Genomic DNA, 22,767 nt, shown 5'->3' with positions numbered 1-22,767 from the left:
CATTCACCTTTCCTTAGGAGTTTAATGTCTCTAGCACTATTTTTGCGTTTTTAATGCAGCTCCAATAAAATTTTTTGTCCCTAAAACTCGATTAATCATACAGTCAAGCTAAGCATTAATGGAATTAAGGATGTACCCCATAGGACAGTGATCCATGCTGCTAATATCATGGCTAATGTCGAGAAGGTTGCTTCTTGTTCACCAATTTCCATTGCTTTTGATGTTCCAACCCCATGTGCTCCCATTCCAAGCGCTAAGCCTTTTGCAATGGGAGAACGAAGGGACAGCCATTTTATAGCATAAGGACCTATAATTCCTCCAAGAACCCCTGTTATAATGACGAATATTGTTGTTAATGTCGGCAGACCACCGATTTCTTCTGAAACAACAATAGCGATAGGGGTAGTTATGGAACGCGGTAAAATACTCATAATAAAATCATTGTTTAATCGAATCAAAATAGATAATAAATAGGATGAAAAGATAGCAACCAATGTGCCTGTTGTTACACTGACGATAATAATGGAAAAATGCTTTTTCAATAAATGTAAATTTTTATAAATAGGAACAGCAAAAGCGATAGTCGCTGGACCCAATAAATGGGTTAAAGGCTGAGCTGATTCCATATAAGTTGTTGCTGGAATATGAAAAACAGTAATAAATAAGATGAGCAAGATGGGGGTAACTAATAATGGGTGAAATAGCGGCATATTATATTTTTTATAACATGCTTTTGCTATTCGATAAAGTACATAAGTCATAATGGTAAGAATAATAATTTTGATCATTTGCTAAAACGTCTCTTTCTGTTATAAATTTTTTCAGCAGTAAAACCCGTAGCCCCCATAACAAAAAATGTGCTTATTGCGATTAGTAAGACTGTTTCAATTCCTTTTATATTGAAAATTTCGTTATAATTAACAATTCCAACAGCTGATGGAATAAAAAATAATAACAATTCTGCAAGCAGCCAAGCTGCTCCTTTTTCTACCCATTCCACTTTCACTAATTTAAGCTTTAATCCAATAAAAAGAATTATTAATCCAATCATTGAAGCAGGAATTGGTATCGTAACAATCATTTTAATTCCCATCCCGATAAAAAGAAAAACGTGAAGGAATATGATTTGCCCAGCAATTATCACTATATTCTTCAATGAGATCACCTTCTGATATTCATTTGATGGAATGAAATCTTCCATCTGTTTCGTATATGAATATCATACGCTTAACTTGGTTATTCGTAAAATACATAGTAATTATAGTTAATATAACTAATAGTTATAATGATGCTAGCAGAGCTATATAGACCTTATTCATTGTTAAGAACAAAGTCAATGAATCTTCTGCTAGCAACGGATAAATAGCGATCCTTTTTCGTAATGATAACTAGTTCCCAATTGGTAATAGGTTCTAAATCAACAAAGCGAACTTGATTATTATTTGCTCGATTGCATATTGATTCGGGGAGAATCGAAATTCCTAGGTTCGCTGCCACAATCTCAACCATAAAGTCCCACTGGGAGCTTTTGAAGATAATATTTGGTTCAAATCCTTCTTGAATGAACTTTTTGCGCATAATTTCATATAAGGCGAATTCTTCACTGTAAAAAATAAATTCTTCTTCTTTTAATTCTTTCATTTGCACCTTCTTTTTATTTGCAAGCCGATGAGATACAGGTACTATTAATTTCATTTCTTCCTTTACAAGAGGGAAGACGTTAAAAGCCTCATCTGCTAAAGGAAGAACAGCGACACCCATTTCAAATTCACCCTCTTCGACACTTTTCACAACTTTTGCCGCCCCATATTCTTTTATATTTATTTGGATATTTGGATATGCTTTATGAAATGCGGCGATTATTTTGGGGAAGAATAAGCTTCCAATGATCGGCGGAAGACCAATATTAATATTTCCTCTTGTTAAATTGGTCATATCATGCAAGGTGGATGACATTTCTTCCACCTGAGCAATAATTTTTTGTCCATATTCATAAACTACTGAGCCTGCATCTGTAAGTTCATGGGTTTTATTGGAACGGTGAATTAAGGTTAAGCCAATCTCCGCTTCTAAGCTTTTGATCGCTTTACTTAGAGCAGGCTGTGAAATATGCAGCTTGTCCGAGGCTTTTGTCATATTTTTTTGTTTCACCACTTCAACGAAGTAATGTAGCTGTCTAATTTCCATTTTCCTTCCTCCTCTTGATTGAAAAGGGCTGTCCCGTTTGTAGAGACAGCCTTGTGACTGGATAGAAATGGGGCATTAGCTTAGTATTCCCGTTTTCCTCCAGTTATTTTGGAATTTTTTTAAGAAGGGATAAATTTCTAATCATTGAACCAACAAACATAGTTCCAGCGCCTCCAAAAAGAAGAATCAAGACTGTTTGCTTACTAATAACATCAAATGGATAAAGAATACTACTTAAGATTGCCAGAAATCCAACCAACGATAAAAACCAACCGAATTTTGTCATAATTAACTTCCTGTCCTTTAAAAAATAGATAACTATTTATTTATTTTACGCAAAGATGGAGGGAAGTACAACTATTGTGTGATTCTTTTTGGGAAAATCCTTTCGATACTAAAAAATAAAAATGGATTAGGAAAATTAGGTTTAAAGAAGGAGTGGAAGCGGGTATACGAAGATTATCATCTAGATAAGGGTGGGAAAAACATGAGTATTTTTCAAGAATTAAAAGAGAAAATCGTCTTTCCTCCTAATTGGAAAGATAACTTAATGGCCCACAAGAAATATGAAAAATTATACAAAAAAAATCCGACAAAGCTTATATACAGTAATATGTACCGTACTAAATCAATGGAAAAAATAGACTAGGGTGGAAGCCATCCTAGTCTTTGTTATGTTGCAAAATATATTTATATTTTATTAGGCCATCGATGTTTCTTTTAAATAATCAGAAAAAACTTTTTGTACAAGATCTTGTTCCTGGATATCATCAGCGCTATGTAAATCCTTAATACAGACAACGTAAACTGATTTTACAAATAAGTGAAGTGCTTCATCATCGGTTAATTTCTGGATTTTTTTAATTAACTGATTATCAGTAATGTAATTAACGATACGACCAAGGAATTCCTTCGGATAATCTTTAGGTTGTTTCCCTGTTTCTTCTTGAAAAATTCCCCCTTGTCCTTCAATTTCGACATGACGTATTACTTTTTCTAATTCTTGAATACTAAATATCTCCATTGATTAAACACCTCTTTCCCTCTAGTATTATAACAGGCTATTAAACTGTAGTAAATTAGTGTTTTTTCACTATTTGAAAAAGATTATTATAATAGGATTTTAAAGGTGTTATATAAAAGATAGAGAAGCCTTTTGCCGTGAAATTTTTTAAAATTAATCGAATCCCCTGCAAAACAGGGAATCTAATGGTACAATATCTATGATTAATTAATTAAGTCAGCAATTCTTAACTAAACCAAGCTAGGACTAGTTGAGGGAATTGGCTAAAGTTGTGAGAAGGAGTAATAATGGATAATAATACAATGTATCATATGGTAAAAAAATTTCATGAAGCATTTGGACATGAAGTAGCTGCAGAACCTACTGCAATCGCAGAAAAAACAGCTGTTAATCGAGCAGTTTGGACTGGAGAAGAGTTAGTAGAATTTTTATATGCAACAGCAGAAGGGGACGAAAGTAAATTTAAAGCATTATATGAGCAGTTTTTAAAGGGACTAAATAAAGCTGCTGATAAAATACTTTCGGAAAAGAAACCCGTTGACGATAAATTAGTAGCACAAATGGATGCTTTAACGGATGTAGAATACTTTAATCAAGGAAGTTTTGTCATTGCTGGTGTTGAACCATTTTCTCTCTTCCAAATTGTTCAAGAAGCAAATATGGGTAAGCTATTTGAAGATGGTAAACCAAGATTTAGAGAAGAAGATGGTAAAATTATTAAGCCGCCAAATTGGGAAAAAGACTTTGCTCCTGAAGGCCGCCTGCAAGCAGAAATAGAAAGACAAAGAAAAAATAAAGGAAAATAGCAGTTGAATATCCACTAAAAAGACGAACACGAATAATTATTAGAAGCCTGCATACGATCTTCTAATGATTATTCGTGTTTTTCATTAATTATAATACGATTCTGAAAGAGTTATTTTAGTTCGCATAAAATAACTCTTTCAGAATCGGTTTTTTAGATGAAGCTGTTTCGGCTTCAAGCAATGTATAATAATGCACCTTTACTTTTTAAATTATTATTCCTTATATAGAGAATACAGATGCCGGGATGAATATCGAAGGATTGCCAGAAGCATACGGGGCAACTTCATATTGCTGGAAAATGAGCACTATCCCGTTATCTGCTAAATAGAAATCCGTTTCGTCTGTCACATTAAAATCGGTGAATTCTTTTGCATCTGAGTAAAAAATTTCTGGGTGTTTTTTCATATATGCTATCGCATAAGTTGTGACTTTGCCATAATGTTCCTTGGAAGGTAGAAAGTCATCTAATGTTAATAGCTTTCCTGATTTGAGGTCGAAATTATAGGTTGTTATCACTGTATTCCCATGTGCTCCCCCGGTAAATTGATAGTCAGAAAACAAAATGCTTAATTTATTATTTTGGTTATATTTGACTTGATAGTTGGTTATATATTCAAACTGACAGGCAGATGCTGATTCTTTGCAAATTGGATCTTTTTTTAGGTTTTCCATTTCTTTCATCAACTTTATGTATTGATTATACGATGCTTTTATATGTTGTAATAAGATTTTGTTCACGCTATTCTGCGCTTTGTTGTTAGGAGCACTAACAAGGGATGGATATTTTAGTTCTTCAATATTTTTATATTGTTTTGTAATAACAACATTCGGTGAAATGGCGAAAGCATTTAAAGGTTGAATAATAATTACGAGGATAACCATGATTATCAATGGTAAATTTGTTTGTCTTTTCATACATCACTTCATTCCTTCCTAGTCTTAATACTATTTTTCCCTTTTTTGAATGAATAATGTATGAAGATAAAGAAAAAAATGCTAAATGGTGTAGATTATTCTACATCTTTTAGCATTTTTTCAATCGCGTAAAGTTCTTTATTTAAGTCATTAATAATGGTCATTTGCTGTTTATGTATCGAAAGGCTTTCCTTTTCTACTTTTAGTCTTTCTATAGCTCGTGCTTCTTTTCTTTTTAGAAAACGTACGAGAATAAAAATCAGCAAAGCTGGAATAAAAATATAAAGAATTAAAGTTGGCAAGAATAATAAAAGAACGCTCATCGTTTATCTCCTTTAATTTGTCTCATTTAACAATTTTTCGATGTTCACAATTCTTTCTTTCAATTTGTGGAGTGCTTCTATTTGTTCTTTTTGATAAGCTATGTTTTCTTTTTCTAAGTTCAACTTCTCATCTGCTCGAGTTTCCGCTCTTTTCATATATCTTGCTAAATAAAATATGAAACCAAGTACAATTAGAATAGGAATACTTACGATAAAGAGATTGATCATACTAAATATTTGCATTTTGTTCCCCCTAAAATATTTTTTTATTTACTCCTTTCTTTTCTTAATCGTGACACTATCAGCCAGGTTTGCAATTAATTCCTCTGATAAAGGAAGCGAAAAAGGGATTAACACATAATACTTCATTGCTTTTCCATCTTCAGAAATTTCATGATGACCTTTAATTAATTCTGCATTTTCTAATTTTTGAAGATGTAAATATAATAACGGTCTACTGATTCCAAGCTCTCTTGCTAGTTGGCTGACATATTTCTTTTCATTTTTCAAGATAGCGATAATTTTCAAACGGTATGGGTTTGATAATGCTTCAAGAACAAGAAGTAATTTGTCTCCATTTTTTATATGTTTCATATGTAATAATTTTATTACAGGTGTAAAAGAAAATCAAGTAGATGATTATCGAATATTTTGCAAACATTAGCAAGAAAGTAGATAATTAAATTAAGCTACAAATCTTAAATTTTTATATGAACAAAAAATGGAGTTGATTAAATGGGCTTTTTAAATGGGTTGTTGGGAAATGCAAGTGAAACAGATGTGAAAGAACTAGAAAAAGAATTAAGCAGCATAATCGGTTCGAATGAAAGAATCGAGCTTGCTTATAAATTAGTCAGAGATTTAATTGTATTCACAGACTTACGACTAATTTTTGTTGATAAGCAAGGACTGACAGGTAAAAAAGTTGAGTATATGTCTGTACCATATAAAAGTATTTCGCGTTTCAGTATAGAAACGGCAGGTCACTTTGATTTGGATGCTGAATTAAAAATTTGGATCTCTGGGGCAGAATTGCCCGCCATTTCAAAACAGTTTAAAAAAGATAACAGTATTTATGACGTCCAAAAAGCATTGGCAAGTTATGTTGCTAAAGCCTAATCTATAAGATTACAGTCCAGCATGAAGTCTGAATGGAAGCTGGACTGTTTCTAATCAAACAATAGCAGGAATGTAATGCTATTTGTGGAATATTTATTTAATATGGTGGAAATAGGATTAATTAGGGCAGAAGGAAATGGTCTGGTTAAAAAGAGGGGGAATACAATGAATTCAGAGGCTAAATTCTCAGGGAAGTCTACATTATATGATCACTATCGTCCAGGTTATCCTAAACGTTTTTTTAAGGAGCTTATTTCCGAGTATAGTGGCTCAAATGATCATTTTGTCATCGCAGATATTGGAGCAGGCACAGGAATCTTTACCGAGCTAGCTGCAAATATCGGCACAAATATTATCGCTATAGAGCCAAATGATGATATGAGATCTATTCTTAAAGCAAGAATGGAAAACTTCAAACAAGTAACTTGCCTAGATGCTTCAGCCGAAAACACAGGAATCGCAGATAATAGTGTGGATTTAATTACAGTTGCACAGGCGTTTCATTGGTTTGAAGCGGATGCATTTAAAAAAGAATGCAGACGTATACTAAGGAAAAATGGTCAGGTGATGCTCATTTGGAATAGTCGTGATCATACGAGTCAATTAAATTCAGAAACTGCTAAAATATCCAAAAGATATTGTCCGAATTTCCAAGGTTTTAGTGGCGGTATAAATATTGATCGTTTAGGTCTGCAGCATTTTTTCACAAATGGATATGAACATTATGCGGTATCCAATCCATTAAAAATGAATAAAGAACATTTTATTGGCCGAAATCTTTCTGCATCTTATTCTCCGCAAAAAGGTGATCCTTTTTATGATGAATTTGTAGAAGAACTGGGGTTTCTTTTCGATAAGTACAGTAAAGATGGAAACATTATCGTTCCTAATGATCTGCATGTTTATGTAGGCGCTGTCATATAGGGTGGATGGTAGAAATTATCCTGTTTTTTCAAAACATATTGACATTTAGCATGGATATAATTACAATAAGTCTTAATAAATTTGTAGGCGTTGAAAAGGAAAAGTAAATAAGGGGAGATTTTATAGAGAGCTTCTGACGGTGGAAAAGAGGCAAATGAACCTTATTGAAAATGACCTTGGAGCTTCGTACCGAAAACGATCCGTGAGTAGACTACGACGAGATAGGCACTCGTTATAACAGCAGCAGTATCTCTTCTTTTTTTAAAGACGTACTGAATAGAGGCAAATAGTGTAAACTATTTGTGAAGCTAGGTGGTACCACGGGTTAACTCGTCCTAATCTTTTTAGATTAGGGCGTTTTTTTATGCTTTTTTTATTTGGATAAATAATTTCAAATGAACGAAAGAAGCAATTCTATAAAAGGAGGAAGTAAATATGAGTATATTTATAGGAGGAGCATGGCCATATGCGAATGGCTCTTTGCACTTAGGGCACGTGGCAGCATTATTGCCAGGGGACATTTTAGCCCGTTATTATCGGCAAAAGGGAGAAAAAGTTCTTTACGTATCAGGAAGTGATTGTAATGGGACACCTATTTCTATTCGCGCCCAACAAGAGAATACATCCGTTCAAGAAATAGCGGATCGCTATCATGCTGAATTTTCCCAGTGTTTTTCTAAGCTAGGTTTTTCATATGATCTTTTCACAAGAACAGATGCAAAGCATCATCATGCTTCTGTTCAAGAGATTTTTCTAAGCTTATTGCAAAAGGGGTATTTATCCAAAAAAACCGTAGAGCAGGCATACTGCCAAAAGAATAATCAGTTCTTGCCAGACAGATTTGTAGAAGGAATTTGTCCTTATTGCAAGCAAAGAGCCAGAGGGGACCAATGCGATCACTGTTCTTCGATATTAGACCCACTAGAATTAGAAGATAAACGTTGTAAAATTTGTGGGGAGGAGCCAGTCATTAAGAAAACAGAACATTTCTATTTCGCTTTTAGCAATTTTCAGAAAGAGCTAGAAAACTATGTAATACAAGCAGAAGATAATCAGCTCTGGAATGAAAATGCAGTTTCCTTAACGAAAAGATATTTGCGAGAAGGACTACCAGATAGGGCAGTAACTAGAGATTTACCTAATGGGATTGATGTGCCATTAGAAGGTTTTGAAGGAAAGAAAATTTACGTATGGATCGAAGCGGTAGCAGGCTACTTAACAGCAAGTATGGAGGCCTGTAAAGCAAAAAGTCTCCATGTGGATGATTATTGGAACTCTGAAACAATATCTTACTATGTTCATGGAAAGGATAATATTCCATTTCATACAGTTATTTGGCCGAGTATTTTACTTGGATTGGGAAGAAATTCTCTACCAACCCATATTGTCTCCAGTGAATATTTAACATTAGAAAAAAGGAAATTATCTACTAGTCAAAATTGGGCTGTTTGGGTTCCTTATATTTTGCAGAAATATGATCCTGATTCGCTTCGGTATTTTTTAACGATAAATGCTCCAGAAACCAGAGATACGGACTTTTCGTGGCGAGAATTTATTTATAGTCATAATAGTGAATTATTAGGCGCCTATGGGAACTTTGTGAATCGAACCTTAAAGTTTATTCAAAAAGCATACAACAGCAAGATTCCCAATAGACAAGTCTCCAAAGAAATCATTGCTAGCACAGACGAAGTTTATCGAAGCGCAGGTAATTGGATAGAAAGAGGAAAAAGTAAAAAAGCGTTAGAAGAAATTTTTGCTTATATTCGGTCTGCAAATCGCTATTTTGATCAACAAAAACCGTGGGAACAAGTAAAAAATGATAAGGAGGCTGGTGAAATCACATTAGCAAATTGTACATTTATGATTGTCAATCTTGCCCAGCTTCTTGAACCTTTTGTCCCATTTTCCACCCAGAAAATTAGAGCAATGCTTGGGATTACAAATTTAGAGTGGCGATTACAGCCTACACTTCCTGAGGAAATACTATCTGTCACGCCACTTTTTGCGCGCTTAGATTTAGGATTAATAGAAGAAGAGCTAAATCTGCTGATAATGGGACAAAAACATTCATAATTTTTGTCATTTCTCCCCTTTTTTTGACGGTGATTGAAAAGGGGAGAGCTAAAAAATATGCTGTAGAAAATTGCTGTATTTTCAGAGGAGATAGAGGAAAATAGCTTATACTTAACGAATAAATTATCTAATGTACGAATCTTTATAACTTTTTCTTTAGACATAGAATATACTATGCTGAATATAGAGTTTAAAAAAGAAGAATTTGCTTGGCAATATAATTATTGTAACAGAATAAAATAGATTATAATCAAAGAGCGAATGATAAAAGGGGTTGAAGGAGGCAATTAACAATTGGGAGGGAGCGGAAATGAAGTGGAGTGAGTTTGTATCACCTAAAAAGAACAGAGTCTTACCAGTTATTATCGAGGTATATGAAAAGAAATATCCTCCTTATGCAAGTAAGCTTTATCCCATATATTATACAAGCTTTAATGATTTAGGAATTCTGTTTACACCATGCGGGTTATTTAGACGGAAAAAGAAACGGGATTTAAGAACAATACGATATAAAGACATCGTCTCTGTGGAATTTAATGTACACCGTGTTCCTACTGTCTACCTATACCTTTTAGGCTCGTCTTTACATGTCAATATAATTATTCAATTAAAGGACCAATCCATTTTACATTTAGAAAGTGAAGATATCAGTATTTTGCCAGATGTATTTCAGCTATTAAAAAAACATAAGGTAGTTAGGAAAGATCCTCAAAAGCTTCAAAGCATTTTAAAAGAAAAAGATACAATGGAAAAATTTTACTCCTATATGGATAAGCATTTAGAAGCAGATATGCAGTACAGTAAGAAAGAACCTAAAATAAAATAGTGGCCATGGAAGGAAAAGGATCATCTTTTTCTTTTTTCAATCGTTTCTAAAATAGCTAAAGCCTGTTTATTGTATACGGAAACAGAAAAATGCATGGCTGGTACAGACATATGCCGTCTATTGGGATTCTGGCTTTGTTTTCTTATTAATGTCATACAAAAATAGCCTCGTGACTTTTTATTTATAGGTTGTCCGTATAATTAGTGTTTTTATACAAGTAATTTTTCTAATCATTAGCTTGTAAATTGTTATTTGCAGCATTCCTCGTTGAATTATTATTTTTCTGCAGTGAACATTCAGGAAACGAAATACAGGATGATAAATATAGCAGCAAGAAAATAAACAATAAATGGTGGTAGTTGTTCGTCTGATAAAATAATGCAAAAAAGCTATAGCTTGCTTTCAAAAAAAATTAGTGGGGAATTTCCGAACCTATTTTTAATCAATCATTTACCATTTATCATATATTAAGCCGCACATCTCACAGATTTTAATATATACCGGAAAAAAAGAAGAGTCTTAGACAAGGAGAGGAATTTTTTAGAGCAGAAATTCCCCTCCTTGTCTAAAGACTCTGTTTCATTAGGCACGTTTAGCTAGTAAGTTTAATGCTTTCTTATTCATGTCATGAATATCTTCAAATGTTTCTGATACTGCTACTGTCATCTTTCTCCTATTCGGATTCATTGATTTTTTTGATTGGTTCTTTGGTTTATTGAATGGTGTAGGAGTGGAAGCAATTGCAGCTTTCTTTTTTTCTGCCATATCAATTCCTCCTTTATAGAAAAATTTTATAAAATCCGGCACAAGCTATTAATCTCCAAAACTATAAATCTTTAGATCGTGAAATTTTGCTCATGCATTTTTTCTACATATTATTATACTACAAAACAGGTAAAAAGGAGCCTTAAACCATGTACCAATCGAAAATTTGTGCTAAATTAAGAATGTGGGAAGCGTCAATTCCGTCCACTTCCACGAACTGGGAGCTGATACCTATCAACATATTGTAACTTTCCCCATAATATGCAACGATGAAAACATTTTTAACTAAATCCTCATTATTTATATTACTTTCTGGATCTTTTAAGGGGATACTTTTTCCAGCGAGAAGATCTTGAATAACATTTTCTTTCACTTCTCTGTCTAAAAAGCTAATATTATAGCAAATTTCTACACTATTAAAAGCAGATTCTAAGTTTTGCTTTAAATCTTCCGCACTTGCACTAATCGCAAAAGGGAAAATCGCAATATGAAATTGAAATGTGTCTGCGTATAGGTTTAAATAGGTCCGTAATTCATCTTTATATTGACGCCAATGCTGGGGAAGATTGCGTTCCATAAAATGATCAGCTGTTTTGGAAATAACTTCAGTGAAGTTCTGAACCTTTTTAGCATTGTAGCCTAATACTTCTTCATTTTTGCGAATCGTTTTCCGAATATAATTACTATGTTGAAATTCAGTATTCCAAATTTTAAGAATATCAGGTGTTTGAAAAACCGCAATATCAATGAACACTGCTGCACATGCTAATGATAAAATCATGGTCCAGTCAGCCATTTGCAGCTGCTTTGTCAAAATTCCAAGGCAAACAAGGAGAAAAAATAAAACATAATATGATTTTCGAATTGCTTGGAGATTTTCCACATATTTATCTGTTCGCCACCAAAAATAGATGAGTGAAAGAACAATCAATAAAATCATTGCCGTAATAAAAACAAAATAGATTGCCGCCAATGTTTATCCTCCCTTTAATCGCTTACCAACTATTATAACATGCATTAATTATTGTAATGGAAAATAAAAGAAAAAGAAAAACGTTTTCTACATATAAAATGTATAGATAGTCAGACATTTTTTAAGGAAGAATGATTTATAATCTGGATTCTGTCTATTTTAACCAAATGTTTGGATGAGAATAAAAAATTGAAGGGAAGTGAAAATATTTAAAATAGTTCCCCTAGGATAATCTAAGGCTATCCCTTATAATAAGAAAATTATGGTAAAATAAAGATCAACAGAGAAAAGGGGGAATAAGGATGTTTCCAATATTAGAAACAGAGAGATTGCTATTAAGAGAGATTGAGAAAGAGGATGCTGGGGATTTATTTGCTTATTTTTCTAATAAAGAAGTCATGCAGTATTATGGGCAAGAGGCATTTACAAGTATAGAGCAAGTAGAAGCATTAATAGGGCATTTTTCTAATAACTTTGAAAATCAACGAGGAATTAGATGGGGCATGCAGCTCAAAGGGACTACCCGACTTATTGGTACACTTGGTTTAAACAATTTAGTACTTTCTCATAAACGAGCAGAAATCGGATATGAAATCCATCCTGAATATGGGCGCTCTGGTTATACAGCTGAAGCAGTCCAAAAAGTTGTCTCCTATGCATTAGAAGAGCTTCATTTAAATCGGGTAGGAGCGATGATTTATTTAGAAAACGAAGCATCAAATAAACTTATTCAAAAGCTTGGCTTTCAGCATGAAGGTGTTTTGAGAAAGTACTATGAACAGAATGGAAAGGCGTTTGATATAAATGTATACTCTATTCTGAAAGATGAATAAAAAATGCTGGATGGGATGAACAATTTGGAATCTAGAACAACGATTTATTTTGTCAGGCATGCACACTCCATTTATTCCGAAGATGAAAGAGGCAGACCTTTGTCGGAGAAAGGCAGCTCGGATGCTAAACAAGTAGCTAAACGAATGGAAAAGGAAGCTATCGATATCGTTTTATCGAGCCCATATAAGAGAGCGATTCAGACAATAGAAGGAATTGCAGAATATTTTCAAACAGATATCAAGCTTATCTCCGAATTTAGAGAACGTAAATTGGCAAAAGGATCTATTCCTGATTTTAATACTGCCATCGAAAAAGTTTGGAGAGAGGAAACCTTTTTCTGGGATGGTGGAGAGTCTAATATAACAGCCCAACAAAGAGGAGTCCAAGCTTTATTTCAAATACTAAAGCAATATGAAAATAAAAAAATTGTTATCGGAACACATGGAAATATCATGGTTTTAATCATGAATTATTTTTCAAAGGACTATGATTATTCATTTTGGAAGAATTTAAAGATGCCTGATATTTATAAATTAATATTTAAAGGAAATCAATTAATAACGGTTCAGAGAATATGGGAGGATAATAATGGATAGACATTTATTCTTATTTGGCGGCGGCCCGCCATTTACATATAAAATGGCAAGAAAATTTTCCGAACTGGTCTCGGTACGAACAGGAAAAATTTCTTTGCTAATTATCGATAGACCAAACTGGAAGGAAAATATGCCCAAGTATACAAAAATATTAGTGGAAAATGGAATAACAGAATTCCAATTTATCCCTTTGCCAACTATTTCAGAGAAAGAGGCCGCTGAACTGCTAAAGAATAGTGCCGGGATTATCATCGGTGGTGGTAATACGGAACATTATGCAAAGTATATTGTCGAGACTACTTTATCAAGGATTCTCAAAGAACACTTTTCAGCAGGAGTACCAATTGCTGGTTTTTCTGCTGGAGCTCTAATTAGTATGGAGCATTGTATCATTTCAGCAAATGACAATGAAGATCGAATTTTTAAGTGGCAAACAGGATTAGGGCTGTTGAAAAATACGGTTATTGCTGTTCATTTTAGTGAATGGATGGATGAAAATCATTTAAGGAAAGCTGTTATTAAGTTTCAGCCCCATGAACATTTTGGAATAGACGAAGGTACAGGAATGTATTTTTATAACAATCGGTTAATGGCTGTAGAAGGAAATAATGTTTTTCAGATTAAAAACAATCGTCTCGAAGAAATGGAAAAGATCAACTTTTTATAGGAATATAAATTTTACGCAATCAAATTTATTACCAATAGAAAAAAAGACCTTTAATATAGTCACTTTGCAATTACCTTTTTTTGCTAGAAAGATATTCATTATAACCTAGTTTAAAAAGCAGAAAATCAAATGATAAATTGCATTTATTATTTCTAGAAATTTTGTAGTATTCATTTGTAAAGATGATTACAAATAGGATTTAGAGAGGTGGATAAAAAATGGTTCAAACAACTGATTCTATTTACATAAGATTATTAGAGGAAAAGGATGCAGAGGGACTATGGAAGCTCGAATTAAAAAATCGAGATTTCTTTAAGGAATATTCGATTGCTCGCAAGGAAGAGTTCTATACATTGAATTTTCAACAGCAGCTTATTAACACATGGAAAGAAAATGCAAAGCAAGACATTGATTATCATTTTGGCATTTTTCTACAAGAGTCCAATGAGTTAATTGGAAGTGTTAATTTATATATGGTAAGACGAGAGCCGGCACATAATGCTATTGTTGGTTATGTTCTTGATAAAGACAGTAACGGCAAAGGCTATATGACTCTTGCTGTGAAAAAATTAGTTGATTATGCCTTCCATACACTTAGTCTACATCGATTAGAAGCAGGAGTGATGCCCCATAATATTGGCTCGATTCGCGTACTGGAAAAGGCTGGGTTTCACAAAGAGGGAGTAGCCAAAAGCAATGTGAAAATAAACGGAGAGTGGAAAGACCATCAAATTCTAGCTATCATTAATCCTAATGATTAAGGTTAATAGATTAGGAATCTTTTGCCGACTTCAGCCGTAAAGTAATTTAAAAGGCGAAGGAGGAAGAAATGATGATAGCAGATTTGCAAATATTGCACCAACAACTAAAGAAAAACGAAACGATACAAGGATCTATTAGATGCTCATTGGAAGTGTTTATTTATAAAAAAATAGTGCGTCCAGGAATGCTGGCAGCAACAGAAAAACGATTAATTTTCTGTGCAGACTCCATTCCTGGAAATGAACTAATCGAAAGTTTTGATTATGCAAATATAGAAGCAATTCAGTTAACGCGAAATTTAATGAATCAATATATAACGATAAAGTATAAAAAGGATACAATAAAATTTAAACAGCTTATTAGTGAGGATATAGAGGATTTTATGACGAAAATAAAAACGTATAAATAACTGTTTATTCTGTGCCGATAAAAAGAAAGGATTATGGTAAATGAAATTAATTACAATTGGTAAAGGAAAAAGCATAGAGCAATACAATTCTGTTTCTGCTAGCTATTGTAAAATCATGAAAACAGAAGAAGCTACGAATATTGGGATAATAACGCTTGGTCCAAAAGGAATATTAGGTAATCATCCAGCACCGGTTCCACAGCTGTTCCATGTAGTCGAGGGTGAAGGCTGGGTTAGAGATACCGATAATAGGAAGCTTCTTATAAAGAAAGGGGAGGCAGTCTTTTGGGAGCAAGGAGAATGGCATGAAACAGGATCTGATACTGGTTTGACAGCAGTTATAATTCAAGCTGCAAACTTAAAGAAGCCTGATTAAAGCTATAACTTTCCATTATTTATAGGAAAGACAAAGTGCTTTCTATAATCATCTGAGAATGTGGAGAATAATGGATGAAGGATGAAAGAATAGTAGTAAAGATATTCGTTCTTGGGATAATTGTCATTTCTTGTTTGCCTTTTTACATGGAAGAATTATCGACACACATCCAGTAAATGTATATCTTATTTTTCTCTTAATTGTCGCAGCATACTATTCTTTAAACCGGATTATTTGGAAACATAAAAATTAAGTCCGGATAAATGGAAAAATTACTTTAAGGGTGGAGTAAAGGGATATGGACTATTCTCATATACTACTTTTTTGTTTTGCTATTACACTTCATAATATAGAAGAGGCAATTTGGCTTCCTAAATGGTCTCAGCAATCTTCGAGGTTTCAAAAGCCAGTTACTTCAAGTGAATTCTATATTGCTGTTATTTTTGTAACTATATTAGCTTATGTGTCTGCAACCAGCTTTTTATACTGGCCAGAATCAGTGTTAGCGAAATGGATTTTTGTTGGATTTTTAGGTTCAATGATATTAAATGCTATTTTTCCTCATCTTGTTGCAACTATTTTCTTGAAAAAGTATGCACCTGGACTTCTTACTGGTTTATTACTTAACCTTCCAATCAATTCATTCGTAATCTATCATATGTTTTCCATAAATTTAATTAGATGGAATGAGTTAGTCATTGCCACATTTACAGTAGGGATTATTTTAGTGGCGCTTATTCCTTTTCTGTTCAAAATTGGTGGTAAAATAACTCCTTCTTAGGATAGCGCTTTGGATTAAAAAATAGATTAGTTGGAAAATAGAAATCTTGTTACCGAAATGAAAAGGAACAAAAAGAGGGTAGGACATAAGTCTTTCAATCAAATATACCCCGAACAATTATACGTACACACTAATAAATATTCGTATAGTTGTTCGGGGGTTAATTAAATTTAAGAATGGAGGTTTGTGGTAATCACCCGCTGTCTGAATACACTTCGCTTTCCATCGGGCGAGCGCCAATCCTCCTCCTCACTATATGAGGAGGCTTAGTTTGCTCCCCGACTCATCAAGTGTCTGTAGTGTAATGGAACGAATTGGTTTCACCACTAAATTAGAGATTGTTCTTCTTTATCCATTATATATTTTATTTTGTCCCAGCCACGACCTTTTATTTTTGCTTAATGACTCGTTTATATATGTATTGTCCAATAAAAGCAAGACCTATTACAGCAATTATCACGTATGCTACATTGGAGTACATGTCCATATAATGAACGATGTCTTCCCATGAATCACCAACTGTTGCTCCAATACGAATAAGAACGAAATTCCATGTGAATGTACCTATCGTTGTTAAAAATAGAAAAATACCAAAATTCATTTTTGCCATGCCTGCTGGCAGCGAAATTAAACTTCGAATAAGTGGAATAAAGCGGCAGAAGAAGACTGTCCAATAGCCAAATTTATCAAACCAGCGATCTGCTTTATATAAATCATCTCTTTTTAAACGAAGGATATGGCCCCATTTATCAATAATTTTTTCCAATCTTTTTATATCCAATAAGGAACCGATAAAATAAAGAATAATAGCTCCAAGTACAGAACCAATTGTAGATACGATGACAACGCCTGTAATGGTCATACTAGTCTTTACAGTCATAGCGCCTCCAAAGGTCAAAATAACTTCCGAAGGGATGGGTGGAAAGATATTTTCAAACATAATCAATATCAAAATACCTGTATATCCAAAATTTTCCATCGTTTCTATTATCCAATTTTCCATTCCATGCACTCCTTATATTTTCCATTCAATCATATAAAAATATCTTACCATATGCTTTTAAAACCATCTAATATAATCCTATTTCTACAATTATGATATCATTCACTTTTTTACAAAATGAGATGTTGTTATTTGGTAATTGTGCTAAAATAAGGATTAATTCAATGGATTTATAGGAGATGTATATGTTTGATTATTGGATTCCCAATGCGTTAATTACAAGTATGATGACTATAATTGGTTGGGGCATACTTATCAGTGCAGTATGTTATGTGTATAGAAAACAAACAGAAAAACCTGTTATATGGAAAATGGCCATTATTTTATACATCGGTTTATTTTGCTTTAACTTTTCATTTATGGTTAGTGAAACACCAGTAAAGATAGCTATTTTACCACTTGGTGTATGGATACTTATATTGGTTTTTGGAAAGCGGAAAGAACGTTGGAAGGTGTATCGACCATTTGCTTGGCTTGGATTCTTTGGAAATTATATTTTTCTTATTACAACCTTGCTTAGTATTCTGGTACAGAGTTTGTTGTATCCAACCGATAAAGTAGAGACTTTTTTAGCTGAACTAAATAATCCTGGCATTCTATTAATTCATCCTTCAGGCAAACAAGCAGTTCTTAATAAAGAGCTGTTTATAGAAAGTCTGTCTTCTTGGGAGATTGGGAAAATGGATACACAGCAATGGTATTATGAATCATTTCCAGAAATTAAGGAGGAAGAATGGGAAGAGGAAGAACAGATGCCACATCAGACAATGGAACGCTTTCCCTATATTCTTTTAGGAGCGACTCCAAAGTGGGGGATTGGCTATGAATCTACCATTTATATGGAAAGAGATGGAAAGGGGATGCTTATTTCAACAGAAAAGGGTCAGTACTATTTTCGCTCCTCTGAATCTGTATTAAAAGGGGGAACAGATTAGATGAAATTTAAAAGAGTATGGTATTTACTAGTTGTAGTCATGATTGCTATATGCTTTTTTATTTTTCTTTTCTTAAAGGAAGCCGAAAGCTCTCCATCCGATCTTCCTAATGAAACTAGTATAAGAAAAATGATTGAAGATACTGGTGAAATGAACATAAATAGAGTTTTTGACCAAAGAGCCTTAGATGAAAAGCATATTTTCATTCCACATCTTTCTAGTGATAATCAATATGGCTATAGTTTATTAGAATGGATAGATAATAAATGGGAAGTAACCTATGTATCAACCACTGGAGAACCGCTTATATGGAGGATAAAGGCGGGAAATCAGTCAGAATCCTATTTTCTATGGAATCTTGATTCCAAAAAAAAGATAGAAACTCTTACTTTCTATTTAATAAGAGACCGACATTTTACAAGTGGCTGGAGCGGTGAATGGTATGAACCAGCAATTCAAATCGAGGAAGACGTATCAATCAGTGGAAAACCATATGGTATATACAAAGTGCCAGATAAATGGGGAGCCATATGGAATGCAGCACAAATAAAGATAGAGAATCAGGAGGAAGATTTTATTTCTTACAATGGTGAAGGACTATATTATGGGGTTAAAGGATATGATAAGAAAAGTAATTATGTAGTACCACTTAATAGCTATGAAAATGGTGGGATTACCAGTTCAGGTGCCGCAACAGAAGATATAGTAATTATGGATGAATGGGAAGGTGAACAATGGTAAAAAGCTCTCCATAAAAAGGAGAGCAGAATATCTAATATTTATTTCTCGAATTTTGGTTTCATTTTTACAATAAATAGGATGGATAGTACAGCAATTATCCCTAGAAAAACTTCCATTACAAGTAGGTTGGTGATAGTACCCGCCTGATATAATGCTGGGAAGAAATTGATAGCTGCGTGTATAAGAATCGCATAAATAACATATATAAATTTTTGCTGTCTAATTGCATAAATGACTAATATGGATAATGCAAGGTGCAGTGCAAGGGCAAAGACTCTTTCTAAACCACCAGATGCAAAAAGCATTACATTAGCTTGTTCAAATTGCTCTTTAATGTTGTTAATGGCTTCAGGTGTCGCAGCAGGGCCCAATATTGTTTCCAAGTTCCCAGTTTTGATCATAGATGAGATGAGCAGAGAATTTAGTGCTGACATGCCGCCTATAAATATAGCTTCTATTCCTCCATGTCCTAATCCATATGATAGTCCATCATTAAATTGATGATTGTTCTTCAACCATACTTTAAAAGCAAAATAGCGGCCAATTTCTTCAAATATACCTGCAGCTAGGCCGCCGTATAAGGCAAAAAGATAAGGATTGCTGCTCCATTTCAACTCCGTTCCAGTAGGGCTAAGCACGATGAAATGAACGATTTTTTCAAGAATTTGCGAAAATACAATGAAGATAACAATACCAACAAGTAAGGATCTCCAAGACATCATTTTTTTTCTTTGTAAATACACCATTAATATAATAGGAACTATTACTGCCAGAAATAATTGCAGAGATATCCCAATATAAATAGAATTCATTCGTTTTATTCCTCCCATTCCAGTTTCATCTGTTATATTAAGTGTATAACAGATTGGAGCTATACGTCAATGATTATACAAGCTATATAAGTAAAAAAACTGAAAAAAGGAAGTGACCAAATGATTGAATTAACAGGAAAATATAATAGAGCTAAAGTATTTACGGATCAATTAGAAGAAGTGGCTGAAGCACAGATTAAGGAATTATGTGATCAGGAATTTGCTAAGAACAGTAAGATTAGAATTATGCCGGACACGCATGCGGGAGTGGGCTGTACGATAGGTACGACTATGACTATTCAAGATAAAATTGTCCCTAATTTAGTAGGGGTAGATATCGGTTGTGGTATGGCGGTAGCAAAATTAAAGATAGACAGAGCAAGTTTGAATTTTGATGAACTAGATGAAACGGTTCGTAAGTTTATTCCAAGCGGATTCTCGATCAGAGATAAAGCTCATTCATATAGGGAACAAATTGATTTAGATGAGGTGAAAGCTCCTATAAATAAAAAAAGAGCAGAACATAGTATTGGAACCTTAGGTGGAGGTAATCACTTTATCGAGTTAAATGAAGCAGCTGATGGAAGTGTATATATCGTTATACATAGTGGAAGCCGTAACTTAGGTGCACAAGTAGCAGAATATTACCAAACACTTGCTTACGATAATTTAGTTAATATCGACGGGATCAAAAAAGAAATGATTGCTAAATTGAAGGAAGAGGGGAGGCATGCTGAAATTCAAGCAAGCTTAAAAAATATGGAAATACCAAAAATAAACAAAGAACTTGCTTATTTAGAGTCCCAAGGATTTAAAGACTATATGCATGATATGAAGATTGCGCAACAATATGCTTATTTAAATCGACTTGCCATGATTGATGTTATTGTTACAAAGATGAATTGGGCAGTTTTAGATCAATTTACTACTATTCACAATTATATTGATATGGAAAATATGATATTAAGAAAAGGAGCTATTTCTGCTAGAAAAGGAGAAAGAGTAATTATTCCTTTGAATATGAGAGATGGCAGCATTATTGCCTTTGGAAAAGGAAACGAGGACTGGAACCAATCCGCTCCTCATGGCGCAGGAAGATTAATGTCAAGGACCAAAGCGAGAAAGACCGTTAGCTTAAAAGATTTTGAGTCAGCCATGAAAGAAGTTTGGAGTACTTCCGTGAAGAATAGTACGTTAGATGAAAGTCCATTTGCTTATAAACCAATGGAAGAGATAATTAAACATACAGCAGAGACTATTGATATTGCAGAAATTATTAAGCCTTTGTATAACTTTAAGGCAAATTAAGAAGGAAATAGAAAGGCTGAAAAATATAAATAAAGGAGAGGGAAAGGATTCTTCTTCCGCCTCTCTCCAAATATGCACATTTAGAAGAATTTCAAAAGCGAGCGAAATAAAAATCGGAAAAATCCATAAAAAATCTCAAAAAAGTCTATTAAAATGTCTAACAGGCTCCCAAAAAAGGAGTCTTTTTTCGCTTTTTTTCCGTTTGTTTTTTCCAAGCTATAACCTCCCACTTTCATTAACAAATGGCACCATAGTATGAATACCTATTACTCCATTAACCATTTGCCTATTAGGTAAATTAACAGTAATACTTGCTAATTTTGAAATGATATTAAAGCTATTAAAATTTGATAGAAAGATATACATATTAGTGTTAGATCTTTAAAGTTGTTTAATTTCCGTAGATTATATATATTTGTGCTCAAAGGAGCTTCTTTAAAAGTTATCATAGATACCAAGTGATAGCGGGGCGAAATTATTTTCTATTGAATATTACGAGCATGATGATAAAAGCGGCTTGTGGGTTCAAGAATCACTCAGGGATGTCTTTGACCCACGCAGGAAAGCTCTAATCCGTTTCTGTACTGCTGCTGGGAGAACCAGTTGGATATGTTCACCTTTTTCATTGCAGGTAAAAATTCCTTTGAAAACTTCGGGCATGGCATCGTACTGTTTTTCTAACTGTTCATTAAATTTTTTGAAACAGTCATAATTATATTTTTCCAGCAGGTAGGGCATCAAAAAAGCTGACCGCAAGATTTCATATTCCTGATAATTATATGGAGTACTTTCGGGGATCTTTTTTAAGATTTCCAACATCCTATTCATTAAAATTGCCACCTCTTCTTCGCTTGCAAAGGCAGCATATCCTCGAATGGCAGTAAGTCGCATATCTAAATATCGCTCTTTTTTATAAGCTCTTAAAAAAAAGTCCTTTCCGTCATCTGGCAAGTCAAATACTAATTGCTTTAATAGTGCATTGCGTTTGGCAATATCCTTTGTATTATAATATGTTTCCATTTTTATGCTTCTTTCGCCCATATATCCCACCTGCTTTGTTTTGTTGACTTCTTATTTTTTTAGTGTCTCCTCGTGATTTTTACGTTTTGTATATTCTTTTCGATATTAAGGTTATTAGTTCCTCCATTCTAATTGTACTAAATGCCACGTTAGTTAAAGGAGGACTTGCAAACAACTATATACAATTCTAAATGACTTTATTATAACTTAACAATCGCTAAAAATGTGCACAGTCCCATTTAATCATCTTCTTTTTGTTAAACTATAAACCTTTGTTGCAATGATATGCGGTGTAATCCGTTCTTTTAATGTAGGAAATACAGATCCAACATATTCTTCGGGATTTCGAATATAGGCCTTTTCGTACATATAAATGGTAAATGAGCAGGATACACGGACAAAAATATCTCCATCCATATCATATGGTTCTGAAATCGTCAGAACTTCAAAAGAATCATCGTATTTATTAGTTTTTGCGTTAATCCTTTTTGTTACATTCTCTCTATATTTCGTTGTTCGCGTTGGTTTGTAATGAAAATCAACGACGCCAATTGCTTGAATCATATTTTCCTCCCAAATAATTC

Annotated in this window: 32 protein-coding genes and 1 other annotated feature; of the genes, 16 read left to right on the top strand and 16 right to left on the bottom strand. The window is 33.6% G+C overall.

What is annotated here, in order from left to right; translation table 11 throughout:
• Positions 1–95: 95 nt before the first annotated feature.
• From NSS71_RS07630 to NSS71_RS07615, 4 genes are all read right to left on the bottom strand, one after another.
• Positions 96–788: an LrgB family protein gene (locus tag NSS71_RS07630; protein WP_061796380.1), complete on the bottom strand. Its 693-nt coding sequence runs from the start codon at positions 786–788 to the stop codon at positions 96–98.
• Positions 785–1,165, bottom strand: a complete 381-nt coding sequence (locus NSS71_RS07625) for a CidA/LrgA family protein (RefSeq protein WP_235844422.1) — start codon at positions 1,163–1,165, stop codon at positions 785–787. Before NSS71_RS07625 ends, NSS71_RS07630 begins: the two co-directional genes overlap by 4 nt.
• Before the next feature lie 146 nt (positions 1,166–1,311).
• Positions 1,312–2,187, bottom strand: coding sequence for a LysR family transcriptional regulator (locus tag NSS71_RS07620; protein ID WP_047940498.1), 876 nt, complete (start codon positions 2,185–2,187; stop codon positions 1,312–1,314).
• A 103-nt stretch (positions 2,188–2,290) separates the two neighbouring features.
• A complete protein-coding gene (locus NSS71_RS07615; protein WP_047940499.1) occupies positions 2,291–2,473 on the bottom strand; it encodes a hypothetical protein in 183 nt (60 codons plus the stop codon).
• A gap of 201 nt (positions 2,474–2,674) precedes the next feature.
• Here NSS71_RS07615 and NSS71_RS07610 point away from each other — a divergent pair, with 201 nt between their 5' ends.
• Entirely contained in the window at positions 2,675–2,836 is a 162-nt protein-coding gene (locus tag NSS71_RS07610) for a hypothetical protein (protein ID WP_156485378.1), read from the top strand.
• Positions 2,837–2,887: 51 nt separating this feature from the next.
• On the opposite strand, the gene NSS71_RS07605 is transcribed toward NSS71_RS07610, so the two are convergent.
• On the bottom strand, positions 2,888–3,211 hold the full coding sequence (locus NSS71_RS07605) for a hypothetical protein (protein ID WP_047940501.1): 324 nt from the start codon (positions 3,209–3,211) through the stop codon (positions 2,888–2,890).
• 287 nt (positions 3,212–3,498) lie between these two features.
• Between NSS71_RS07605 and NSS71_RS07600 the strand changes: the two genes are divergently transcribed.
• Positions 3,499–4,017: an HAD family hydrolase gene (locus tag NSS71_RS07600; RefSeq protein WP_047940502.1), complete on the top strand. Its 519-nt coding sequence runs from the start codon at positions 3,499–3,501 to the stop codon at positions 4,015–4,017.
• 220 nt (positions 4,018–4,237) lie between these two features.
• On the opposite strand, the gene NSS71_RS07595 is transcribed toward NSS71_RS07600, so the two are convergent.
• The 4 genes from NSS71_RS07595 to NSS71_RS07580 all read right to left on the bottom strand — a co-directional run bounded on the left by NSS71_RS07595 (position 4,238) and on the right by NSS71_RS07580 (position 5,850).
• Complete coding sequence (locus NSS71_RS07595; protein WP_341151402.1) at positions 4,238–4,933, bottom strand: DUF3298 and DUF4163 domain-containing protein; 696 nt, start codon at positions 4,931–4,933, stop codon at positions 4,238–4,240.
• A gap of 95 nt (positions 4,934–5,028) precedes the next feature.
• Positions 5,029–5,256: a hypothetical protein gene (locus NSS71_RS07590; RefSeq protein ID WP_047940504.1), complete on the bottom strand. Its 228-nt coding sequence runs from the start codon at positions 5,254–5,256 to the stop codon at positions 5,029–5,031.
• A 12-nt stretch (positions 5,257–5,268) separates the two neighbouring features.
• Positions 5,269–5,499: a hypothetical protein gene (locus NSS71_RS07585; RefSeq protein ID WP_047940505.1), complete on the bottom strand. Its 231-nt coding sequence runs from the start codon at positions 5,497–5,499 to the stop codon at positions 5,269–5,271.
• Positions 5,500–5,526: 27 nt separating this feature from the next.
• The gene (locus tag NSS71_RS07580; RefSeq protein WP_047940506.1) at positions 5,527–5,850 is read right to left on the bottom strand and encodes an ArsR/SmtB family transcription factor; all 324 of its coding nucleotides are present in this window, start codon (positions 5,848–5,850) and stop codon (positions 5,527–5,529) included.
• 141 nt (positions 5,851–5,991) lie between these two features.
• Here NSS71_RS07580 and NSS71_RS07575 point away from each other — a divergent pair, with 141 nt between their 5' ends.
• The 4 genes from NSS71_RS07575 (at position 5,992) to NSS71_RS07560 (ending at position 10,201) form a co-directional block, all read left to right on the top strand.
• Positions 5,992–6,375, top strand: coding sequence for a PH domain-containing protein (locus tag NSS71_RS07575; RefSeq protein WP_047940507.1), 384 nt, complete (start codon positions 5,992–5,994; stop codon positions 6,373–6,375).
• A gap of 165 nt (positions 6,376–6,540) precedes the next feature.
• Positions 6,541–7,299, top strand: coding sequence for a class I SAM-dependent methyltransferase (locus NSS71_RS07570; RefSeq protein ID WP_341151401.1), 759 nt, complete (start codon positions 6,541–6,543; stop codon positions 7,297–7,299).
• Positions 7,300–7,380: 81 nt separating this feature from the next.
• Positions 7,381–7,640 (top strand) — a binding site (T-box leader).
• A gap of 94 nt (positions 7,641–7,734) precedes the next feature.
• Positions 7,735–9,375: a methionine--tRNA ligase gene (metG, locus tag NSS71_RS07565; protein WP_341151400.1), complete on the top strand. Its 1,641-nt coding sequence runs from the start codon at positions 7,735–7,737 to the stop codon at positions 9,373–9,375.
• 310 nt (positions 9,376–9,685) lie between these two features.
• Complete coding sequence (locus NSS71_RS07560) at positions 9,686–10,201, top strand: hypothetical protein (RefSeq protein WP_047940509.1); 516 nt, start codon at positions 9,686–9,688, stop codon at positions 10,199–10,201.
• Positions 10,202–10,221: 20 nt separating this feature from the next.
• On the opposite strand, the gene NSS71_RS07555 is transcribed toward NSS71_RS07560, so the two are convergent.
• The 3 genes from NSS71_RS07555 to NSS71_RS07545 form a co-directional block, all read right to left on the bottom strand.
• On the bottom strand, positions 10,222–10,356 hold the full coding sequence (locus NSS71_RS07555; RefSeq protein ID WP_268874777.1) for a hypothetical protein: 135 nt from the start codon (positions 10,354–10,356) through the stop codon (positions 10,222–10,224).
• A gap of 427 nt (positions 10,357–10,783) precedes the next feature.
• Positions 10,784–10,966: a hypothetical protein gene (locus tag NSS71_RS07550; RefSeq protein WP_047940510.1), complete on the bottom strand. Its 183-nt coding sequence runs from the start codon at positions 10,964–10,966 to the stop codon at positions 10,784–10,786.
• 142 nt (positions 10,967–11,108) lie between these two features.
• On the bottom strand, positions 11,109–11,939 hold the full coding sequence (locus tag NSS71_RS07545) for a type II toxin-antitoxin system SpoIISA family toxin (RefSeq protein ID WP_047940511.1): 831 nt from the start codon (positions 11,937–11,939) through the stop codon (positions 11,109–11,111).
• Between the two features lie 302 nt (positions 11,940–12,241).
• Here NSS71_RS07545 and NSS71_RS07540 point away from each other — a divergent pair, with 302 nt between their 5' ends.
• The 7 genes from NSS71_RS07540 (at position 12,242) to NSS71_RS07510 (ending at position 16,364) form a co-directional block, all read left to right on the top strand.
• Positions 12,242–12,772, top strand: coding sequence for a GNAT family N-acetyltransferase (locus NSS71_RS07540; protein WP_047940512.1), 531 nt, complete (start codon positions 12,242–12,244; stop codon positions 12,770–12,772).
• A gap of 24 nt (positions 12,773–12,796) precedes the next feature.
• The gene (locus tag NSS71_RS07535) at positions 12,797–13,369 is read left to right on the top strand and encodes a histidine phosphatase family protein (RefSeq protein ID WP_369988083.1); all 573 of its coding nucleotides are present in this window, start codon (positions 12,797–12,799) and stop codon (positions 13,367–13,369) included.
• Complete coding sequence (locus tag NSS71_RS07530; protein ID WP_341151399.1) at positions 13,362–14,036, top strand: Type 1 glutamine amidotransferase-like domain-containing protein; 675 nt, start codon at positions 13,362–13,364, stop codon at positions 14,034–14,036. Before NSS71_RS07535 ends, NSS71_RS07530 begins: the two co-directional genes overlap by 8 nt.
• 218 nt (positions 14,037–14,254) lie before the next feature.
• A complete protein-coding gene (locus NSS71_RS07525) occupies positions 14,255–14,797 on the top strand; it encodes a GNAT family N-acetyltransferase (protein WP_061796355.1) in 543 nt (180 codons plus the stop codon).
• 68 nt (positions 14,798–14,865) lie between these two features.
• Positions 14,866–15,207, top strand: coding sequence for a PH domain-containing protein (locus tag NSS71_RS07520; RefSeq protein ID WP_082138225.1), 342 nt, complete (start codon positions 14,866–14,868; stop codon positions 15,205–15,207).
• 40 nt (positions 15,208–15,247) lie between these two features.
• Complete coding sequence (locus tag NSS71_RS07515; protein WP_047940516.1) at positions 15,248–15,583, top strand: cupin domain-containing protein; 336 nt, start codon at positions 15,248–15,250, stop codon at positions 15,581–15,583.
• Positions 15,584–15,881: 298 nt separating this feature from the next.
• Positions 15,882–16,364 carry an HXXEE domain-containing protein gene (locus NSS71_RS07510; protein ID WP_047940517.1) on the top strand — a complete coding sequence of 161 codons (483 nt, stop codon included), beginning with the start codon at positions 15,882–15,884 and terminating at the stop codon, positions 16,362–16,364.
• A gap of 388 nt (positions 16,365–16,752) precedes the next feature.
• Here the strand turns inward: NSS71_RS07510 and NSS71_RS07505 are convergent, their stop codons facing one another.
• Positions 16,753–17,367 (bottom strand): DedA family protein, encoded by a 615-nt coding sequence (locus NSS71_RS07505; protein ID WP_061796352.1) that lies wholly within the window; start codon positions 17,365–17,367, stop codon positions 16,753–16,755.
• 185 nt (positions 17,368–17,552) lie between these two features.
• On the opposite strand from NSS71_RS07505, the gene NSS71_RS07500 reads away from it, so the two are divergent.
• Both NSS71_RS07500 and NSS71_RS07495 read left to right on the top strand, forming a co-directional pair.
• Positions 17,553–18,302, top strand: a complete 750-nt coding sequence (locus tag NSS71_RS07500; RefSeq protein WP_341151398.1) for a hypothetical protein — start codon at positions 17,553–17,555, stop codon at positions 18,300–18,302.
• Entirely contained in the window at positions 18,303–19,043 is a 741-nt protein-coding gene (locus tag NSS71_RS07495; protein WP_341151397.1) for a hypothetical protein, read from the top strand.
• 38 nt (positions 19,044–19,081) lie between these two features.
• On the opposite strand, the gene NSS71_RS07490 is transcribed toward NSS71_RS07495, so the two are convergent.
• Entirely contained in the window at positions 19,082–19,855 is a 774-nt protein-coding gene (locus tag NSS71_RS07490) for a YhfC family intramembrane metalloprotease (RefSeq protein WP_341151396.1), read from the bottom strand.
• A 120-nt stretch (positions 19,856–19,975) separates the two neighbouring features.
• On the opposite strand from NSS71_RS07490, the gene NSS71_RS07485 reads away from it, so the two are divergent.
• Positions 19,976–21,163, top strand: a complete 1,188-nt coding sequence (locus NSS71_RS07485; RefSeq protein ID WP_341151395.1) for an RtcB family protein — start codon at positions 19,976–19,978, stop codon at positions 21,161–21,163.
• A gap of 525 nt (positions 21,164–21,688) precedes the next feature.
• Here NSS71_RS07485 and NSS71_RS07480 read toward each other — a convergent pair.
• Positions 21,689–22,204 carry a hypothetical protein gene (locus NSS71_RS07480; protein WP_341151394.1) on the bottom strand — a complete coding sequence of 172 codons (516 nt, stop codon included), beginning with the start codon at positions 22,202–22,204 and terminating at the stop codon, positions 21,689–21,691.
• 222 nt (positions 22,205–22,426) lie between these two features.
• Positions 22,427–22,747 carry a hypothetical protein gene (locus NSS71_RS07475; protein ID WP_047940523.1) on the bottom strand — a complete coding sequence of 107 codons (321 nt, stop codon included), beginning with the start codon at positions 22,745–22,747 and terminating at the stop codon, positions 22,427–22,429.
• Positions 22,748–22,767: the final 20 nt, after the last annotated feature.

The sequence above is a fragment of the Niallia sp. FSL W8-0951 genome, from assembly GCF_038006525.1.
Taxonomy (GTDB): domain Bacteria; phylum Bacillota; class Bacilli; order Bacillales; family Cytobacillaceae; genus Niallia; species Niallia circulans.
This window is presented reverse-complemented; position numbering and strand designations above follow the sequence as displayed.